The organism is Streptomyces sp. ISL-87, assembly GCF_018614095.1.
Classification (GTDB): Bacteria; Actinomycetota; Actinomycetes; order Streptomycetales; family Streptomycetaceae; genus Streptomyces.
The window spans coordinates 1-15,260 of sequence record NZ_JAGGOY010000057.1 but is presented as its reverse complement, the minus strand read 5'-3'; the positions used below and the strand labels follow the sequence as shown (position 1 = coordinate 15,260).

General features: G+C 69.7%; 15 protein-coding genes. 8 read left to right on the top strand and 7 right to left on the bottom strand.

Annotation, left to right across the window (positions count from 1 at the left end; genetic code table 11):
* Nucleotides 1–93 precede the first annotated feature (93 nt).
* From J7I97_RS20530 to J7I97_RS20510, 5 genes are all read left to right on the top strand, one after another.
* On the top strand, nt 94–1,431 hold the full coding sequence (locus tag J7I97_RS20530) for a hypothetical protein (protein ID WP_214936974.1): 1,338 nt from the start codon (nt 94–96) through the stop codon (nt 1,429–1,431).
* 439 nt (nt 1,432–1,870) lie between these two features.
* Nucleotides 1,871–2,008, top strand: coding sequence for a hypothetical protein (locus J7I97_RS20525; RefSeq protein ID WP_214936972.1), 138 nt, complete (start codon nt 1,871–1,873; stop codon nt 2,006–2,008).
* A gap of 109 nt (nt 2,009–2,117) precedes the next feature.
* A complete protein-coding gene (locus tag J7I97_RS20520) occupies nt 2,118–2,741 on the top strand; it encodes a GntR family transcriptional regulator (RefSeq protein ID WP_214937014.1) in 624 nt (207 codons plus the stop codon).
* Between the two features lie 220 nt (nt 2,742–2,961).
* Nucleotides 2,962–5,646, top strand: a complete 2,685-nt coding sequence (gene aceE / locus J7I97_RS20515) for a pyruvate dehydrogenase (acetyl-transferring), homodimeric type (RefSeq protein ID WP_214936970.1) — start codon at nt 2,962–2,964, stop codon at nt 5,644–5,646.
* Between the two features lie 119 nt (nt 5,647–5,765).
* A complete protein-coding gene (locus J7I97_RS20510; RefSeq protein WP_214936968.1) occupies nt 5,766–6,287 on the top strand; it encodes a DUF4240 domain-containing protein in 522 nt (173 codons plus the stop codon).
* A gap of 100 nt (nt 6,288–6,387) precedes the next feature.
* On the opposite strand, the gene J7I97_RS20505 is transcribed toward J7I97_RS20510, so the two are convergent.
* Nucleotides 6,388–7,158 (bottom strand): SDR family NAD(P)-dependent oxidoreductase, encoded by a 771-nt coding sequence (locus tag J7I97_RS20505; RefSeq protein ID WP_214936966.1) that lies wholly within the window; start codon nt 7,156–7,158, stop codon nt 6,388–6,390.
* Between the two features lie 86 nt (nt 7,159–7,244).
* On the opposite strand from J7I97_RS20505, the gene J7I97_RS20500 reads away from it, so the two are divergent.
* Nucleotides 7,245–7,928 carry a TetR/AcrR family transcriptional regulator gene (locus J7I97_RS20500; RefSeq protein ID WP_214936963.1) on the top strand — a complete coding sequence of 228 codons (684 nt, stop codon included), beginning with the start codon at nt 7,245–7,247 and terminating at the stop codon, nt 7,926–7,928.
* Here the strand turns inward: J7I97_RS20500 and J7I97_RS20495 are convergent.
* A complete protein-coding gene (locus tag J7I97_RS20495; RefSeq protein ID WP_214936961.1) occupies nt 7,900–8,217 on the bottom strand; it encodes a MazG-like family protein in 318 nt (105 codons plus the stop codon). The genes J7I97_RS20500 and J7I97_RS20495 overlap by 29 nt on opposite strands.
* A 126-nt stretch (nt 8,218–8,343) precedes the next feature.
* Entirely contained in the window at nt 8,344–9,753 is a 1,410-nt protein-coding gene (glnA, locus tag J7I97_RS20490) for a type I glutamate--ammonia ligase (protein ID WP_214936959.1), read from the bottom strand.
* 185 nt (nt 9,754–9,938) lie between these two features.
* On the opposite strand from glnA, the gene J7I97_RS20485 reads away from it, so the two are divergent.
* On the top strand, nt 9,939–10,406 hold the full coding sequence (locus tag J7I97_RS20485; RefSeq protein WP_214936956.1) for an RDD family protein: 468 nt from the start codon (nt 9,939–9,941) through the stop codon (nt 10,404–10,406).
* A gap of 247 nt (nt 10,407–10,653) precedes the next feature.
* The gene (locus tag J7I97_RS20480) at nt 10,654–11,571 is read left to right on the top strand and encodes a recombinase family protein (RefSeq protein ID WP_214936954.1); all 918 of its coding nucleotides are present in this window, start codon (nt 10,654–10,656) and stop codon (nt 11,569–11,571) included.
* Between the two features lie 333 nt (nt 11,572–11,904).
* Here the strand turns inward: J7I97_RS20480 and J7I97_RS20475 are convergent, their stop codons facing one another.
* From J7I97_RS20475 to lipB, 4 genes are all read right to left on the bottom strand, one after another.
* Nucleotides 11,905–12,600, bottom strand: coding sequence for a DUF4191 domain-containing protein (locus tag J7I97_RS20475; RefSeq protein ID WP_214936952.1), 696 nt, complete (start codon nt 12,598–12,600; stop codon nt 11,905–11,907).
* Nucleotides 12,601–12,610: 10 nt separating this feature from the next.
* Nucleotides 12,611–12,808: a hypothetical protein gene (locus J7I97_RS20470; RefSeq protein WP_214937012.1), complete on the bottom strand. Its 198-nt coding sequence runs from the start codon at nt 12,806–12,808 to the stop codon at nt 12,611–12,613.
* Nucleotides 12,809–13,032: 224 nt separating this feature from the next.
* Nucleotides 13,033–13,980, bottom strand: a complete 948-nt coding sequence (gene lipA, locus J7I97_RS20465) for a lipoyl synthase (protein WP_214936949.1) — start codon at nt 13,978–13,980, stop codon at nt 13,033–13,035.
* 110 nt (nt 13,981–14,090) lie between these two features.
* Nucleotides 14,091–15,086 (bottom strand): lipoyl(octanoyl) transferase LipB, encoded by a 996-nt coding sequence (gene lipB, locus J7I97_RS38655; protein WP_308369346.1) that lies wholly within the window; start codon nt 15,084–15,086, stop codon nt 14,091–14,093.
* Between the last annotated feature and the right edge of the window lie 174 nt (nt 15,087–15,260).

The following is a 15,260-nucleotide window of genomic DNA, read 5'->3' as shown; positions in this document are numbered from 1 at the left end:
GACACGTACGGCGCCCCCGTCCGGAACCACTCCGGGCGGGGGCGCCGTCGTCATACCCTGGGCGGTCCGGGAATCGCAGCGGGGGGTCGTCGGATGGCACGTGCACGGGTGACCGATCTTGTCGTGGTGCTGCCGGGCATCATGGGCAGCCGGCTGGCGGACGCCGACGGCGCGCCGCTCTGGGACCTCTCGGGCCGCGCCCTGTGGCGTGGCATACGCACCTTCGGCGCCTCGGTGACCCGCTTGCGCCTCCCGAAGGACATCGGCGACGGCCATCCCGACGACGGGGTCGTGCCCGTGGGCCTGATGCCCGACCTGCACGTCGTCCCCGGCCTCTGGCACCCGGTGGACGGCTACACGGACCTGCTGCGCTGGCTGGAGCGGCACTTCACGCTGTCCGTGGCGGACAACCTCCTCACGTTCCCGTACGACTGGCGCCTGTCCTGCCGCTACAACGCGGAGCGCCTGAAGGAACGGATCGACCTGGAACTGGGCCGCTGGCGGGCCTCGGCCCCCGAGCGACGTGAGGCCCGGGTGGTCTTCCTCTGCCACTCCATGGGCGGGCTGGTGGCCCGCCACTACGCGGAGCGCCTCGGCGGCCACGAGATCACCCGCCGCCTGATCACCCTGGGCACCCCGCACCGGGGCTCCGCGGAGGCCCTCGCGAACCTGGTCAACGGCAAGCGCGTCCTCGGCCTCGACCTCGGCGCCTTCGCCCGCAGCCTGCCCTCCTTGCACCAGCTGGCCCCCGACTACGCGTGCGTGACGGCCCCGGGCGGCCTCGCGTACGCCCGTGACCTGCCGGGCCTGCCCGGCGTCGATCCCGCGCTGCTCGCGGACGCGGCCCGCTTCCACGCCGACCTGCGGCGGACCGGCCCGCGGGCCGAGCTGCACGCCATCGTCGGCGTCGGCCAGCCGACGCCGACCACGGCCTCGTACGCCGACGACCGGCTGACCCCGCTGTGGGACATCGACGGCGAGGACGAGGGCGGCGACGGCACGGTCCCGCGCCTGGCGGCCGTCCCGGCGAACGCGGCGGGCGACGGCCACGCCGTATCCGAGTCCTTCACCCCGTACGAGCAGCACGGCTCGCTGCAGAACAACCGCGGCGTGCGGGACGCCCTGTACGGACTGCTGGGCCACGAGGCCCCCTTCCACCGGGGCGAGCGGGACTCCGGTCCCCGGCTGGGGGTGCGGGCCCCCACCCTGCTGCCCGCCGGGGCCCCGTACGAGGTCACGGTCACCGCCGCCCACGACGAACTCCTCCTCACGGCGGAACTCCACCCGGCGGACGGCACCCGCCCGTTCACCCGCACCCTGCGCAACCTGGGCGAGGGCCGGTACGCCACCACGTTCCCGGCCCCGGAGCCCGGTGCGTACCGCCTGTCGGTGGGCACGGTGACGGCTCTCACCCTGGTCGGTGAGCTGTGATCCGGGGAACGGTGCTCGGGGTCGTGGTCGAGGAGTACGAGAGCGGGCGGTTCCCGGCCCTGACGGTGCGGGGCGATCGAGCTGCCCACCTGGGAGGAATCGGAGGGCTACCTCGTCGAGCACGCGGCGGCGCTCCTTCACGAGCAGACGCTCGACACCCTCGGATCCGATCCCCAAACCCCGGCGGGCGCCGCGCATTTCACCCTGGTCGCCCTGGCCCGCGTCGAAGGCATCCCGGCCGCCTACCGCTGCGCCACGAACCGCTCCGCCCTGCGGGACCGGACCCGGCAGCTGCTCACCGCGCCCGAGCCGGATCCCGGAGTCCTCCAACTGCTCGCCTTCATGGAGCTCTTCGTGCACCAGGACCATTTCGGGCCGCCGTTCACCTGGCTCTCTCCGACGCCCTGCTCGGCGCCCCACTACGACGCTCCCCCGAACGTTGCCCGAGGCCGAGCCCGCCGAACGCGACCTGGTGATCGCCGACATCGCGGCCCTGATCGGGCGGCACCCGCGGCACGCCACAGCCCTGGGTGGCCTGATCCGGAGCATCCTGGCCCCGGCCGCCCCGCCCTTGTAACCAGCCTCACCCCGGGGCCCCGACCAGGAACGCATCGCGTCGGCCCACTCCGCCGTATTGTCTACGCATCAGAGCTCTGCGTGCCCCCACAGGAGATGAAGCGCCGATGATCACCCCACCCGTCGTGCACTCGCTGCGCGAGCAGATCCGCGAGCACATCGTGGAGGGGATCGTCAGCGGGCGCTGGAAGCCCGGCGAGCGGATCGTCGAGCGCCGGATCGCCGTGGAGCTGGAGGTCAGCCAGACGCCCGTACGCGAGGCCCTGCGGGAGCTGGAGACGCTGCGGCTGATCGAGTCGGCGCCGAACAAGGGCGTGCGCGTACGGAACCTGTCGGCGGCGGACCTGGAGGAGATCTACCCGGTCCGGGCCGGTCTGGAGCAGATCGCGGCCGAGCTGGCGGCGCCGAAGCTGGCGGCCGACTGCAGCGCGCTGGAGCCGCACGTGGCGGCCCTGTGGGACGCCGACCGGATCGAGGACGGGACCGCGCAGGTGCGGCACACCGTCGGGTTCCACCGGGAGCTGGTGCGGGCGGCCGGGAACAGCGTGCTGCTGCACACCTGGGAGAGCCTGGGCATCGAGGTCTTCACGGCCCTCTCCATCCGCTGGCTGGGGACGGTGCAGAAGTCGTACGCGGAGGAGCACGCGGCCCTCGTGGAGGCGTTCCGGAACCAGGATCCGGACATCGGGCTGCTGGTGAAGCGGCACGTCCTGGGGTGCGCGCCGAGGGCCTGACGGGGCAGCTTGCCCTGTTTTGCCCGGCACCGGGTGCCTATTTTCATGGCACGCGGTGCCGACTTTCGTCACATAGACATTTCTTCGCCACTTTCGTTTGATCGATCATCGATCAGCGATTTACAGTCATCGGCGGGCCCCACCCGGGTCCGACAACCCTGTCCTGCCCGTCAGGGATCTTTTCACCACCTCTCCTTTGTCCGGAAGGCGGCGCACACCGATGTCCGACCCCGTAGGAAAGCTTCCGAGCGAGCTCGACCAGCTCCCGGACCGCGACACGGAGGAGACCGCCGAATGGGCGGCCTCCCTCGACGCCGTCGCCAAGGCCGCCGGTACGCGCCGCGCCGAATACCTGCTCCGCCGCACGCTCCAGCACGCCGAGGCCGCCGGTCTCGCCCTGCCGAAGCTGCTGGAGACGGACTACGTCAACACCATCCCCACCGCCGCGGAGCCCGAGTTCCCCGGTGACGAGGAGATGGAAGCCAAGATCACTGCGTGGAACCGCTGGAACGCGGCCGCCATGGTGACCCGCGGCTCCAAGTACGGCGTCGGCGGCCACATCGCCACCTTCGCCTCGGCGGCCTGGCTCTACGAGACCGGCTTCCAGCACTTCTTCCGCGGGAAGGAGGCCGACGGATCGGGCGACCAGCTCTACATCCAGGGCCACGCCTCCCCCGGCATCTACGCCCGCGCCTTCCTCGACGGCCGGGTCTCCGAGCAGCAGCTCGACAACTTCCGCCAGGAGTCCGGCGGCAACGGCCTGCCGTCCTACCCGCACCCGCGGCGCCTGCCGTGGCTGTGGGAGTTCCCGACGGTGTCCATGGGCCTCGGCCCGCTCTCCGCGATCTACCAGGCGCGCTTCAACCGCTACCTGCAGAACCGGAGCATCAAGGACACCGCCAACTCGCACGTCTGGGCCTTCCTGGGCGACGGCGAGATGGACGAACCCGAGTCGACCGCCGCCCTGGCCCTCGCCTCCCGCGAGCAGCTCGACAACCTGACCTTCGTCATCAACTGCAACCTGCAGCGTCTCGACGGTCCGGTCCGCGCCAACTTCCGCGTGGTCCAGGAGCTGGAGGCCCAGTTCCGCGGCGCCGGCTGGAACGTCATCAAGTCGCTGTGGGGCTCCGCCTGGGACGAGCTGTTCCAGCTCGACACCACGGGCGCCCTGGTCCGCCGCCTCCGCGAGGTCCCGGACGCGCAGTTCCAGACGTACGCGACCCGCGACGTGGCGTACATCCGCCAGCACTTCTTCGGCGCCAACGCCGAGCTCGTGCAGCTGGCCGGTGTGCTGTCCGACGCGAAGATCGCCGAGTGCTTCCACAGCTCCCGCGGCGGCCACGAGCCCCGCAAGGTCTACGCCGCGTACAAGGCCGCCCTGGAGCACAAGGGCGCGCCGACGGTCATCCTCGCGCAGACCGTCAAGGGCTACACGCTGGGTGCCGGGTTCGAGTCGAAGAACGCGAACCACCAGATGAAGAAGCTGACGATCGACGAGTTCAAGGACATGCGCGACCTCCTTGGCCTCCCGATCCCGGACAGCGCCTTCGCCGACGGCGTCGTCCCCTACGGCCACCCGGGCGCCGACAGCCCGGAGGTCCAGTACCTCAACGAGCGCCGCGCGGCCCTCGGCGGCCCGGCCCCCGCCCGCAAGGTCAAGCACGTGGCGCTGCCCGCCCCGGCGGACCGTTCCTTCGCCCCGCTGCTCAAGGGCTCCGGCAAGCAGGAGATGGCCACCACCATGGCCTTCGTCCGGCTCGTCAAGGACCTGATGCGGGACAAGGAGACCGGCAAGCGCTGGGTGCCGATCGTCCCCGACGAGGCCCGTACCTTCGGTATGGAGTCCCTGTTCCCGTCGGCCGGCATCTACTCGCCGCTGGGCCAGACGTACGAGCCGGTCGACCGCGACCAGCTGATGTACTACAAGGAAGCCAAGGACGGCCAGATCCTCAACGAGGGGATCACCGAGGCCGGCGCCATGGCCGACTTCATCGCCGCCTGCACGTCGTACGCGACGCACGGCGAGCCGATGATCCCCTTCTACATCTTCTATTCGATGTTCGGCTGGCAGCGCACCGCCGACCAGATGTGGCAGCTCGCCGACCAGCTCGGCAAGGGCTTCATCGTCGGCGCCACCGCCGGCCGGACGACCCTCACCGGTGAGGGCCTCCAGCACGCGGACGGCCACTCGCACCTGATCGCCTCCACGAACCCGGCGTCGCTCAACTACGACCCGGCGTTCGCGTACGAGATCGCGGTGATCGTCAAGGACGGCCTGCGCCGGATGTACGGCGAGAAGCCGGAAGACGTCTTCTACTACCTGACGGTCTACAACGAGCCGAAGGTGCAGCCGGCCATGCCGGAGGGCGTGGAAGAGGGCATCCTCAAGGGCCTCTACCGCTTCAACACCGCGGCCGACCTGGCCGAGGCGGCCCCGGCCGCCGACGCCCCGAAGGTCCAGCTCATGGCCTCGGGTACGGCGATCCACTGGGTGCTGGAGGCGCAGCGGCTGCTCGCCGCCGACTGGAACGTGGCCGCCGACGTCTGGTCCGCCACCTCCTGGGGCGAGCTGCGTCGCGACGCGCTGGAGTGCGACGAGGCGCTGCTGCGCGGCGAGCTGCGCACCCCGTACGTCACCCGCGCGCTGGAGGGTGCCGCCGGCCCGGTGCTCGCCGTCTCCGACTGGATGCGTCAGGTCCCGGACCAGATCAGCCAGTGGGTCGAGCAGGACTACACCTCGCTGGGCACGGACGGCTTCGGCCTGTCCGACACCCGCGAGGGCGCCCGCCGCCACTTCGGGGTCGACGCCCAGTCGATCGTGGTGGCCGCGCTGGCCCAGCTCGCCCGCCGCGGCGAGGTACCGGCGTCCTCCGTCAAGGAGGCCCGGGAGCGCTACGGCCTGTAGGGCCCCGCACCGCGCATACGGCTGAAGGCCGGTGTCCGCCCCCCGCCAAAGGGGGCGGACACCGGCCTTTCGCGGTATGCGCGGTGGCGGCAGGGGGGTTGACCCGTGATGCTTGACCCGTGATGGACGAGACGGAGTTCTGGGAGATCGTCGACCGTACCCGCGAGGCCGCCGATGGCGACCCCGAGGACCATGCCGAGCTGCTCGTGGAACGGCTGGCGCAGCTCGATCCGGACTCCGTCCTCGACTTCGCCCGGCATTTCGAGTCGCGGTACAACCGGGCGTACACCTGGGAGCTGTGGGGCGCCGCGTGGGTGCTGCTCGACGGGGCGAGCGACGACGCGTTCGACTACTTCCGCTGCTGGCTGATCGGCCAGGGGCGGGAGGTCTTCGAGGGCGCGGTGCACGACCCGGACCAGCTGGCGGAGCTGCTGGGCGAGTTCGACGAGGAGATCGACGGGGACGGCGAGGAGCTTGGGTACGCGGCCGACGAGGCGTACGAGCAGCTGACCGGGGCGGTGGCGCCGGACCTGGGCATCCCCCTCCAGCCGGAGGAACCGGAGGGCACTCCGCTGGACTTCGAGAACGAAGCCGTGCTCGCGGAGCGCTTCCCCCGGCTCTGGGACCGTTTCAGGACGTGACGGCCGTGACGGTCGTAGCGGCCGCCAGTCGTGCGTGCCGCCGCCAGTCGTGCGTGCCGCCGCCAGTCGTGCGTGCCGCTGCTAGTCGTGCGTGCCGCCGTTAGTAGTGCGTGCCGCCGTCGATACGGATCTCCGTACCGGTAATGAACGCGCCGTCCTCGGAGCCCAGCATGGCGACGACGCCCGCGACGGTCTGCGGGCCGGCGAAGCCCTGGCCGATGGCCGGGGCGAGCTTCGCGAACAGGCTCCAGTCGGTGTCCTCGGGCAGGCCGGGGCCGTTGCCGGTGGTCATGCCGCTCTCGATGGAGCCGGGCGCGACGGCGACGAAGCGCAGGCCCTGCTTGCTGTACTCGGCGGCCAGCGCGTGGGTCATGGACTGGATGCCGCCCTTGCTGGCCGCGTAGGCGGACATGTAGGGGTGGGCGAACGACGCCGAGGTGGAGCTGAAGTTCACGACGACCGGCTGGTCGCCCTCCAGCAGCGCCGGGAGCGACTCGCGGATGACGAGGAAGGTGCCGGTCAGGTTGACCGCGATGACCTTGTTCCAGAATTCGAGCGTGGTCTGGTGGGTGTGCGCGGAGCGCAGGATGCCCGCGGCGTTGACCAGGACGTCCAGCCCGCCGAGGCTCGCGACGGCGGCGGCGACGCCGGCCTGTACGGCGGCCTCGTCGGATATGTCGAGGACGGCGGTGGTGAGCCGTGCCCCGTGCCCGTCGGTCTCGGCCTGCCCGGCGGTGGCCTTCAGCCCCGACTCGTTGACGTCCACGGTGTGGACGCGGCCGCCCTCGGCGAGGATGCGGTGGACGGTGGCCCGGCCGATGCCGGAGCCGCCGCCGGTGATGAGGACGCGACGTCCTTCGTAACGGTTCATGGAACGAGCGTACCGAGTGCGTGACACGCTTTGCCACCCTGACAAAGGATGTCGTCCTTGAATCTCCCGGAAGGTACTCTTCACCCGTGAGATCCCCTCGTCCGTACTCTCCCCAGGCCGGCCCCGGAGCCCAGTCGCTGACCGAGCGCCGCAAGGCCGCCACCCAGCTCGACATCGCCCGCGCGGCCTGCGAGCTCTTCGCCGAACACGGCCCCGACGGCACCACCGCGGAGGACATCGCCCACCGCGCGGGCGTGGCGCTGCGCACGTTCTACCGCTACTTCCGAAACAAGCAGGAGGCGGTGGCCCCGCTGCTCGCGGGCGGCGGCGACGCCTGGCGCGCACTGCTCGCCGAGGAGGACCCGGGCACCCCGCTCGCGGAGGCCCTGGAACGCGCCGTCACCCGCTCGCTCAGCGACTCGCAGGCCGTCGAGGAAGGCCTGGAGGTGACCCGCGGACTGCTCCGCGCGGCCGCGACCGACGAGGCCCTGCGCGCGGTCTGGTACCGGGTGAACCAGGACTCCGAGGAGCGCCTGGTCCCGGTGATCGCCCGGCTGGCCGGCGAGGACGCCGACCCGCTGGGCATCCGCCTCCTCGCCGCGGCCGCCACGGACGCGATCCGCGTCGCCCTGGAGCTCTGGTCGACCACGGACGCGCCGGTCTCGGGCTCCGGCTCCCCTCCCGAACTCGCGGTCCGCTGCCTGCACGACCTGACGGGCGCCATGCCCCTGCTGGGCGGAGTCAGAGGAAACGGTCCGACTTCAGCCTGAGCTGCTCGGCGAAGAACGCGGCGGCGTCGGGCCGCATCCGGGCGAGGGCCACCATGGCCGTCACGATGACGTCGGCGACCTCCGCCTCGACGTCGCCCCACGTATGCGAGTTCCCCTTGCGCGGATTGGTGCCCTTGGCCCCGATGACAGCCTGCGCGGCCTCCCCGAACTCCTCCCCGATCTTGAGGATCTGCAGGGTCACACTCTCCTCGTGCGCCATCCCGCGCTCACGGTCGTGCTCGTCGAACCGCGCCGCTAGCGCACCGATCGTCTTCCACTGATCATCCATCCCCCGAAGCTATCCCCCGCCCCACCCCGGCGCCGCAGGTACCCCGAAATACGACGGACGCAGACGAAAGGGCCGCCACCCCGGAATCCGGGGTGGCGGCCCTCAGTCGTGCTACCGCTCTACGGCTTAGATGTCGAAGTAGAGCTCGAACTCGTGCGGGTGCGGGCGCAGCGCGATCGGGGCGATCTCGTGGGTGCGCTTGTAGTCGATCCAGGTCTCGATCAGGTCGGGGGTGAAGACACCGCCGGCCAGGAGGTACTCGTGGTCCGCCTCCAGGGCCTTGAGGACGTCCTCGAGGCTGGTCGGGACCTGCGGGACGCTCGCGTGCTCATCGGGCGAGAGCTCGTAGAGGTCCTTGTCGATCGGCTCCATCGGCTCGATCTTGTTCTTGACACCGTCGAGGCCGGCCAGGAGGAGAGCCGCGAACGCCAGGTACGGGTTCGAGGACGGGTCCGGGGCGCGGAACTCGACGCGCTTGGCCTTCGGGTTCGAGCCCGTGATCGGGATGCGCATGGCGGCGGAGCGGTTGCGCTGCGAGTACACCATGTTGACCGGCGCCTCGAAGCCCGGCACCAGGCGGTGGTAGGAGTTCACCGTCGGGTTGGTGAACGCCAGCAGCGACGGGGCGTGCTTGAGGATGCCGCCGATGTAGTAGCGGGCGGTGTCCGACAGGCCCGCGTAGCCGGCCTCGTCGTAGAACAGCGGGTCGCCGTTCGCCCACAGCGACTGGTGGACGTGCATGCCCGAGCCGTTGTCACCGAAGATCGGCTTCGGCATGAAGGTCGCGGTCTTGCCGTTGCGCCAGGCGACGTTCTTCACGATGTACTTGAAGAGCATCAGGTCGTCGGCTGCGGCGAGCAGCGTGTTGAACTTGTAGTTGATCTCCGCCTGGCCGCCGGTGCCGACCTCGTGGTGCTGGCGCTCGACCTGGAGGCCCTGGGCGTCCAGCTCGAGGGAGATCTCGGCGCGCAGGTCGGCGAAGTGGTCGACCGGGGCGACCGGGAAGTAGCCGCCCTTGTAGCGCACCTTGTAGCCGCGGTTGTTCTCCTCGGAGCCGGTGTTCCAGGCGCCGGCCTCGGAGTCGATGTGGTAGAAGCCCTCGTTCGCGGTGGTCGCGAAGCGCACGCTGTCGAACACGTAGAACTCGGCCTCGGGGCCGAAGTACGCGGTGTCGGCGATGCCGGTGGAGGCGAGGTAGGCCTCCGCCTTCTTCGCGATGTTGCGCGGGTCACGGCTGTAGGCCTCGCCCGTGATCGGGTCGTGGATGAAGAAGTTGATGTTCAGCGTCTTGTCGCGGCGGAACGGGTCCAGGCGGGCGGTCGTGATGTCCGCGCGCAGCGCCATGTCGGACTCGTGGATGGCCTGGAAGCCGCGGATCGAGGAGCCGTCGAAGGCGAGCTCCTCCGCCGGGTCGAACGCCCGCGCCGGGATGGTGAAGTGCTGCATCACACCAGGCAGGTCGCAGAAGCGGACGTCAACGAACTTGACGTCGTTCTCCTCGATGTACTGCTTCACTTCGTCGGCGTTCTGGAACATCCAACTCCTCCTACTCCCGGCCCCGGGGGAGGGACGGGCTTTATAGCTCGTGGTGCGTCAGTGCGGTGCCGCACGCTGACCCGACCATAAGCAGACGGGATTTCTCAAGCATGACCCATTTGTTTCGCACAAGTTAACCAGGGTCCCGCCGGAGCGTCCCGCGACGCCACCGGTACCGTGGTCGGGTGGACAACAGGCAAGCAATCGGATCCTGGCTCTCCGGCCCTCGCGCGGCCGCCGAGGAGATGGGCATCGACTTCGGCTACCGGGGCCAGCGGCTCGGGCTGCCGGAGCAGGGGCCCGGCTCCGTGGCGCGCTTCGGGCGCCGGCTCGCGGCCGTGGCCATCGACTGGATCGGCTGCCAGGTCATCGCATACGGGCTGATCACAGGCGGCAACACGACGGCCACGGGCAACTGGACGCTGGCCCTCTTCGTGGCCCTGAGCATCCTGACGGTCGGCACGGTGGGCTTTACGCCAGGCAAGCGAATCGTGGGCCTGCGGGTGGTCTCGCTGGACGGCGGCCGCCTCGGCATCGTCCGGGTGGTCGTGCGCACGCTACTGCTGGCCCTGGTCATCCCGGCGATGGTCTGGGACCGGGACGGCCGCGGCCTGCACGACCGCCTGACGCGCGCCGTCGAAGTCCGTATCTGAGATCCATGTCTGAGATCTGAGAACCGAACCGAGAGGGCCGCCCCGGAACCACCATCTCCGGAGCGGCCCTTTTGTATGTCTTGTATGCAATGCAAGGTCGACGCGACCTCCGAGGCAGACCCGGCGAACAAATATGAAGATTCAGGTTCGGGAACGGATCGGAGGCCCGACCCTTAGCCTGGGCCCACATGGGTGACCCCGGGCGTGCGCTAACACCCCGGGGTCTGGCCAGTCTCGGAGGACTGACATGGGCAAGGCTCTCACGCCTGCCGTCGACATCACTTCCCAAGCCTCAGGCAGTCTGCGGGCTGTGGACTACCTTCGGGTCTCGACAGCGGCACAGGCCAAGGGTTACGGCGTCGCCTACACCGGCCGGAAGACCGCCCGGTACATCCAAAGCAAGGGCTGGGACCACGCCGGCACATACATCGACGAGGGCGTAAGCGGCAGCCTCGAAGCTCACGAGCGCAGCGCTCTCAATCAACTCATGGACCATGCTCGGCGCGCTCCTCGCCCCTTCGACATGGTTGTCGTCAACGAGGGACGAGCCATCGGACGGACCGGCCGCGCCTGGCGCTGGGTCTTGGAACTCGAAGATCTCGGAGTATCCGTCGCTGTGGTCAAGGGCGACTACGACAGCTCGACGGCTGCAGGTCGTACCAAGCTACTCAAGGATGCGGACTACGCGGAGGCGGAGTGGGAGCACATCCGCAGTCGCACGCAGGGGGGCATCCAAGAGAAGGCCGAAGGCGGCGGCTTCCCCGGAGGGCAGGCCCGCTTCGGCTACCGAATCGAGAATCAGGGCAAGAAGGGTGCACAGCGACTGGTCAGGGATGAGTGCGACGGTGGCGAAAAGTGCTCCCGCATGTCGCTATGTACCGTCCTTCACGAAGCGCCGGTGCTTCGTCGGGGCAGGGATGCGGCGGTCAAGGAAAGGGGCAACTGGGCCAAGGTGGCCCTGACCCTCAACGCTGAAGGTTTGTTCTCACGTTCAGGGAAGCCGTGGACTGCCCCCAACATTCGGCGCAGGCTGATGGATGAGGACCTGCTGAACGCCCGGTTTGTGTTCCGAGCGCCACAGCGCAGCCACACCGGTGACCTCGCCTCCGCCACCCATGCACAGGGGTTTGGCCTGCCCTGTGGGGGCTTGGTTCCGCGACCGTGAGCGACTCGTCCCGAACCTCTGCGACTCCGCCTGGGATCGGGTGGCAAGATCCGTGCGCCTCCCTGGTGGTGGGCTGATGCCCCGCCAGAAGGGAGGGCTCGCTCCCCGCGTCATTCTGGATGTGTTTCTGGAGAAGGCCCGGACGGGTGCGACATGGACGGAGCTCGACGCGAGTCATGGATCCACAGGACTTCGCGGATATTGGAAGCGGTGGTCGTCGTCTGGGCTTTGGGAGGACCTGATGAAGGTCTTGGAGGGCTGCGAGGGCACCCCGCCGGCGGAGCTTCACCCCCTCCCGTCGATGCGCATGACGGCAGGGGGTGAAACAGTGGTTCAGCCTCGCGGCCTCTGACTGCGCGCACCACGTCCGGGAAGAGGGCCCTTCGGCAGCGGCATGTTGCTCATGAGGTCGCCCATGGCACGCAGCTTGTCGTTGACCTGAGTGATCTGCGGGCCGGCCAGCACGCGCGGCAGCTTCAGGAGGGTCGTGCGGACCTTCTTGAGCGGGACCTCGCCCTCGCCCGTGCCCACGATGAAGTCGTGCACGGGGATGTCGGGCATGATCCGGGCCAGCTTCTTCTTCTCGGCCGCGAGGAGGACCTTGACCCGGTTCGGGTTGCCCTCGGCGATCAGCACCACGCCCGCCTTGCCGACGGCCCGGTGGACGATGTCCTGGCTCCGGTTCATCGCAACGGCCGGGGTGGTCGTCCAGCCCCGTCCCACGTTGTCCAGTACGGCCGCGGCCGCGCCCGGCTGTCCCTCCATCTGCCCGAAGGCAGCCCGCTCGGCCCGTCGCCCGAAGACGACCGCCATTGCGAGGAACGCCACCAGGAAGCCCAGGATGCCCAGGTAGACCGGGTGGCCGATCAGGAAGCCGATCGCAAGAAAGACACCGAAGGTGACGATTCCCACGCCCGCGACGATCAAAGCGACCTTCGGGTCGGCCTTGCGCGTCATCTTGTACGTAAGGGCGATCTGCTTCAGTCGCCCGGGGTTCGCAGCAGTCTCTGCGTTTGACTTCCTCGCCATAAGGCGAAGTTTACGTGGCCTGCGGGGTACGGGTCGCCGCGGCCTCGAGTACGTGCTCGGTTTCGACCCGATCCTTGGCTCTGCGGCGGTCTTCGAGTACCGCCGTCCAGGCGTTGCGGCGGGCACCGCTCATGAGCAGGGATTCGATGCCACGGAAGGCGTCGGTGAAGGACGGAATGGCGATGGCGCGGACGGGCGCGGCCTGCATGATGTCGATCCCTCTCTCGGAACTCACATCGATGGTGTGTGCGGTGCGTGGACACAGCGTCACTGATTGGTGTTACCAGGGCATGACCGGCCGGTCAAACGTGATGAAATATTGACGCGGCCCCTCGGCTCTTCCTGTGAAAGAGCCTAGGGGCCGCGTCGTGCGGTGTTACCCGCTAGTAAGACTTTGTGCGTGACTTCACAGAGTCCACCGCGTAGCGCGCGTCACACCGTCGCGCGCTTCTCCATCGCCTGCTGGTAGAGGCGTCCCGCCCGGTACGAGGACCGGACCAGCGGGCCCGACATCACACCGGAGAAGCCGATCTCCTCGGCCTCCTTCGCCAGCTCCACGAACTCGGCCGGCTTCACCCAGCGCTCGACGGGGTGGTGCCGCGGCGAGGGGCGCAGGTACTGGGTGATGGTGATGAGCTCGCAGCCCGCCTCGTGGAGGTCGCGCAGGGCCTCGCTGACCTCCTCGCGCTCCTCGCCCATGCCGAGGATCAGGTTCGACTTGGTGACCAGGCCGTACTCGCGCGCCTTGGTGATCACGTCGAGCGAGCGCTCGTAGCGGAAGCCCGGACGGATCCGCTTGAAGATCCGCGGGACCGTCTCGACGTTGTGCGCGAAGACCTCGGGGCGGGAGGCGAAGACCTCCTCCAGCAGCTCCGGGACCGCGTTGAAGTCGGGGGCCAGCAGTTCGACCTTGGTGTGGCCGCTCTCGCGGCCCGCCGTCTGCTGGTGGATCTGGCGCACGGTCTCCGCGTACAGCCAGGCGCCGCCGTCGGCCAGGTCGTCGCGGGCGACGCCGGTGATGGTGGCGTAGTTCAGGTCCATCGTGACGACGGACTCGCCCACGCGGCGCGGCTCGTCCCGGTCCAGGGCTTCGGGCTTGCCCGTGTCGATCTGGCAGAAGTCACAGCGCCGGGTGCACTGGTCGCCACCGATGAGGAAGGTGGCCTCGCGGTCCTCCCAGCATTCGTAGATGTTCGGACAACCGGCTTCCTGGCACACCGTGTGCAGTCCTTCGCCCTTCACCAGGGCCTGCATCTTGGTGTACTCGGGACCCATCTTCGCCCGGGTCTTGATCCACTCGGGCTTGCGCTCAATGGGGGTCTGGCTGTTACGGACCTCCAGGCGCAGCATCTTGCGTCCGTCGGGTGCGACTGCGGACACGACCGGCTCCCTGTGACTTCGATTCTTCGGCGCCCACCAGGGTACGCCCGTAAATTCGTACGCTCTTACGTCGGCCAACCTGGGGGCGGCCGGACGCATTCCCCCGGTTGCTAGCCGGCGGCCGGCTCGATCTCGCGGGGCCTGAGCTCCGCGTGCTCCAATACATCCTTCAGGTGACGCTCGATGACCGGCAGCACCTCGGCGATGGTGATCTCGCGGCCCAGTTCGTACGAGAGCGAGGTCACACCGGCGTCCCGGATCCCGCAGGGGATGATCCGGTCGAACCAGGTGGCGTCCGGGTTCACGTTGATCGCGAAGCCGTGCATGGTGACGCCCTTGGCGACGCGGATGCCGATCGCGGCGAGCTTGCGGTCCTCGCGGCGCTGGCCGGCGTTGGACGGGGCGTACTCGGGACCGTTCAGCCGGGCGTCGAACTCGTCGTCGTGCAGCCGGGGGTCGAAGTCGAGGGACAGGCCGCCGATCTTCGGGCGCTCCTCTGCGCCTTCGGTCGCGCTCCGCCTCGACTCCGCTTCGGCCGAGTGCCCCTCCCTCGTCCCTCGGTCGAGAGCTGCATCTCGGCTGCGCCGCTCTGCGCCTTCGGTCGCGCTCCGCCTCGACTCCGCTTCGGCCGAGTGCCCCTCCCTCGTCCCTCGGTCGAGACCCTCAACCTGCGCTGCATCTCGGCTGCGCCGCTCTGCGGGGTCGCCGAGGACCCAGACACCGGAGCGTCCCTCCACACGGGTGGTCTCCAGGCCGAACTCGGCGGCGGTGCGGATCAGCGCCTCCTCCAGGCGGCGGACGTGTGCGACCACGTCCACGGGCCGGGGCAGCTTCATGATCGGGTAGCCCACCAGCTGGCCGGGGCCGTGCCAGGTGATCTTGCCGCCGCGGTCCACGTCGACGACGGGCGTGCCGTCCAGCGGCCGCTCGCTGTCGTCGGTGCGCCGCCCGGCGGTGTACACGGGCGGGTGCTCCAGCAGGAGGCAGGTGTCGCCTATCTCGTCCGCGAAGCGCGCGGCGTGGACGCGCCGCTGCTCCTCCCAGGCCCGGGTGTACTCGACGGATTCCGGCCCGAAGCCCAGATGGACAAACCCAAGCTCAGCCACCGCAGCGCCTCCTCGTTGAACCTGCTGTGTGCACGTATCGCACTCAGCAAGGGTACGGCGGCCGGCGCGGGCGCCCTCAGGCCCCCGGCGCAGGCCGGGCCGGCGGCTCCTGCGGCGGCCCGGCGAGCGGCCCGGGCACCGGCCCGGCGGGCAGCTCGGGCCCGGCGAGCGGCC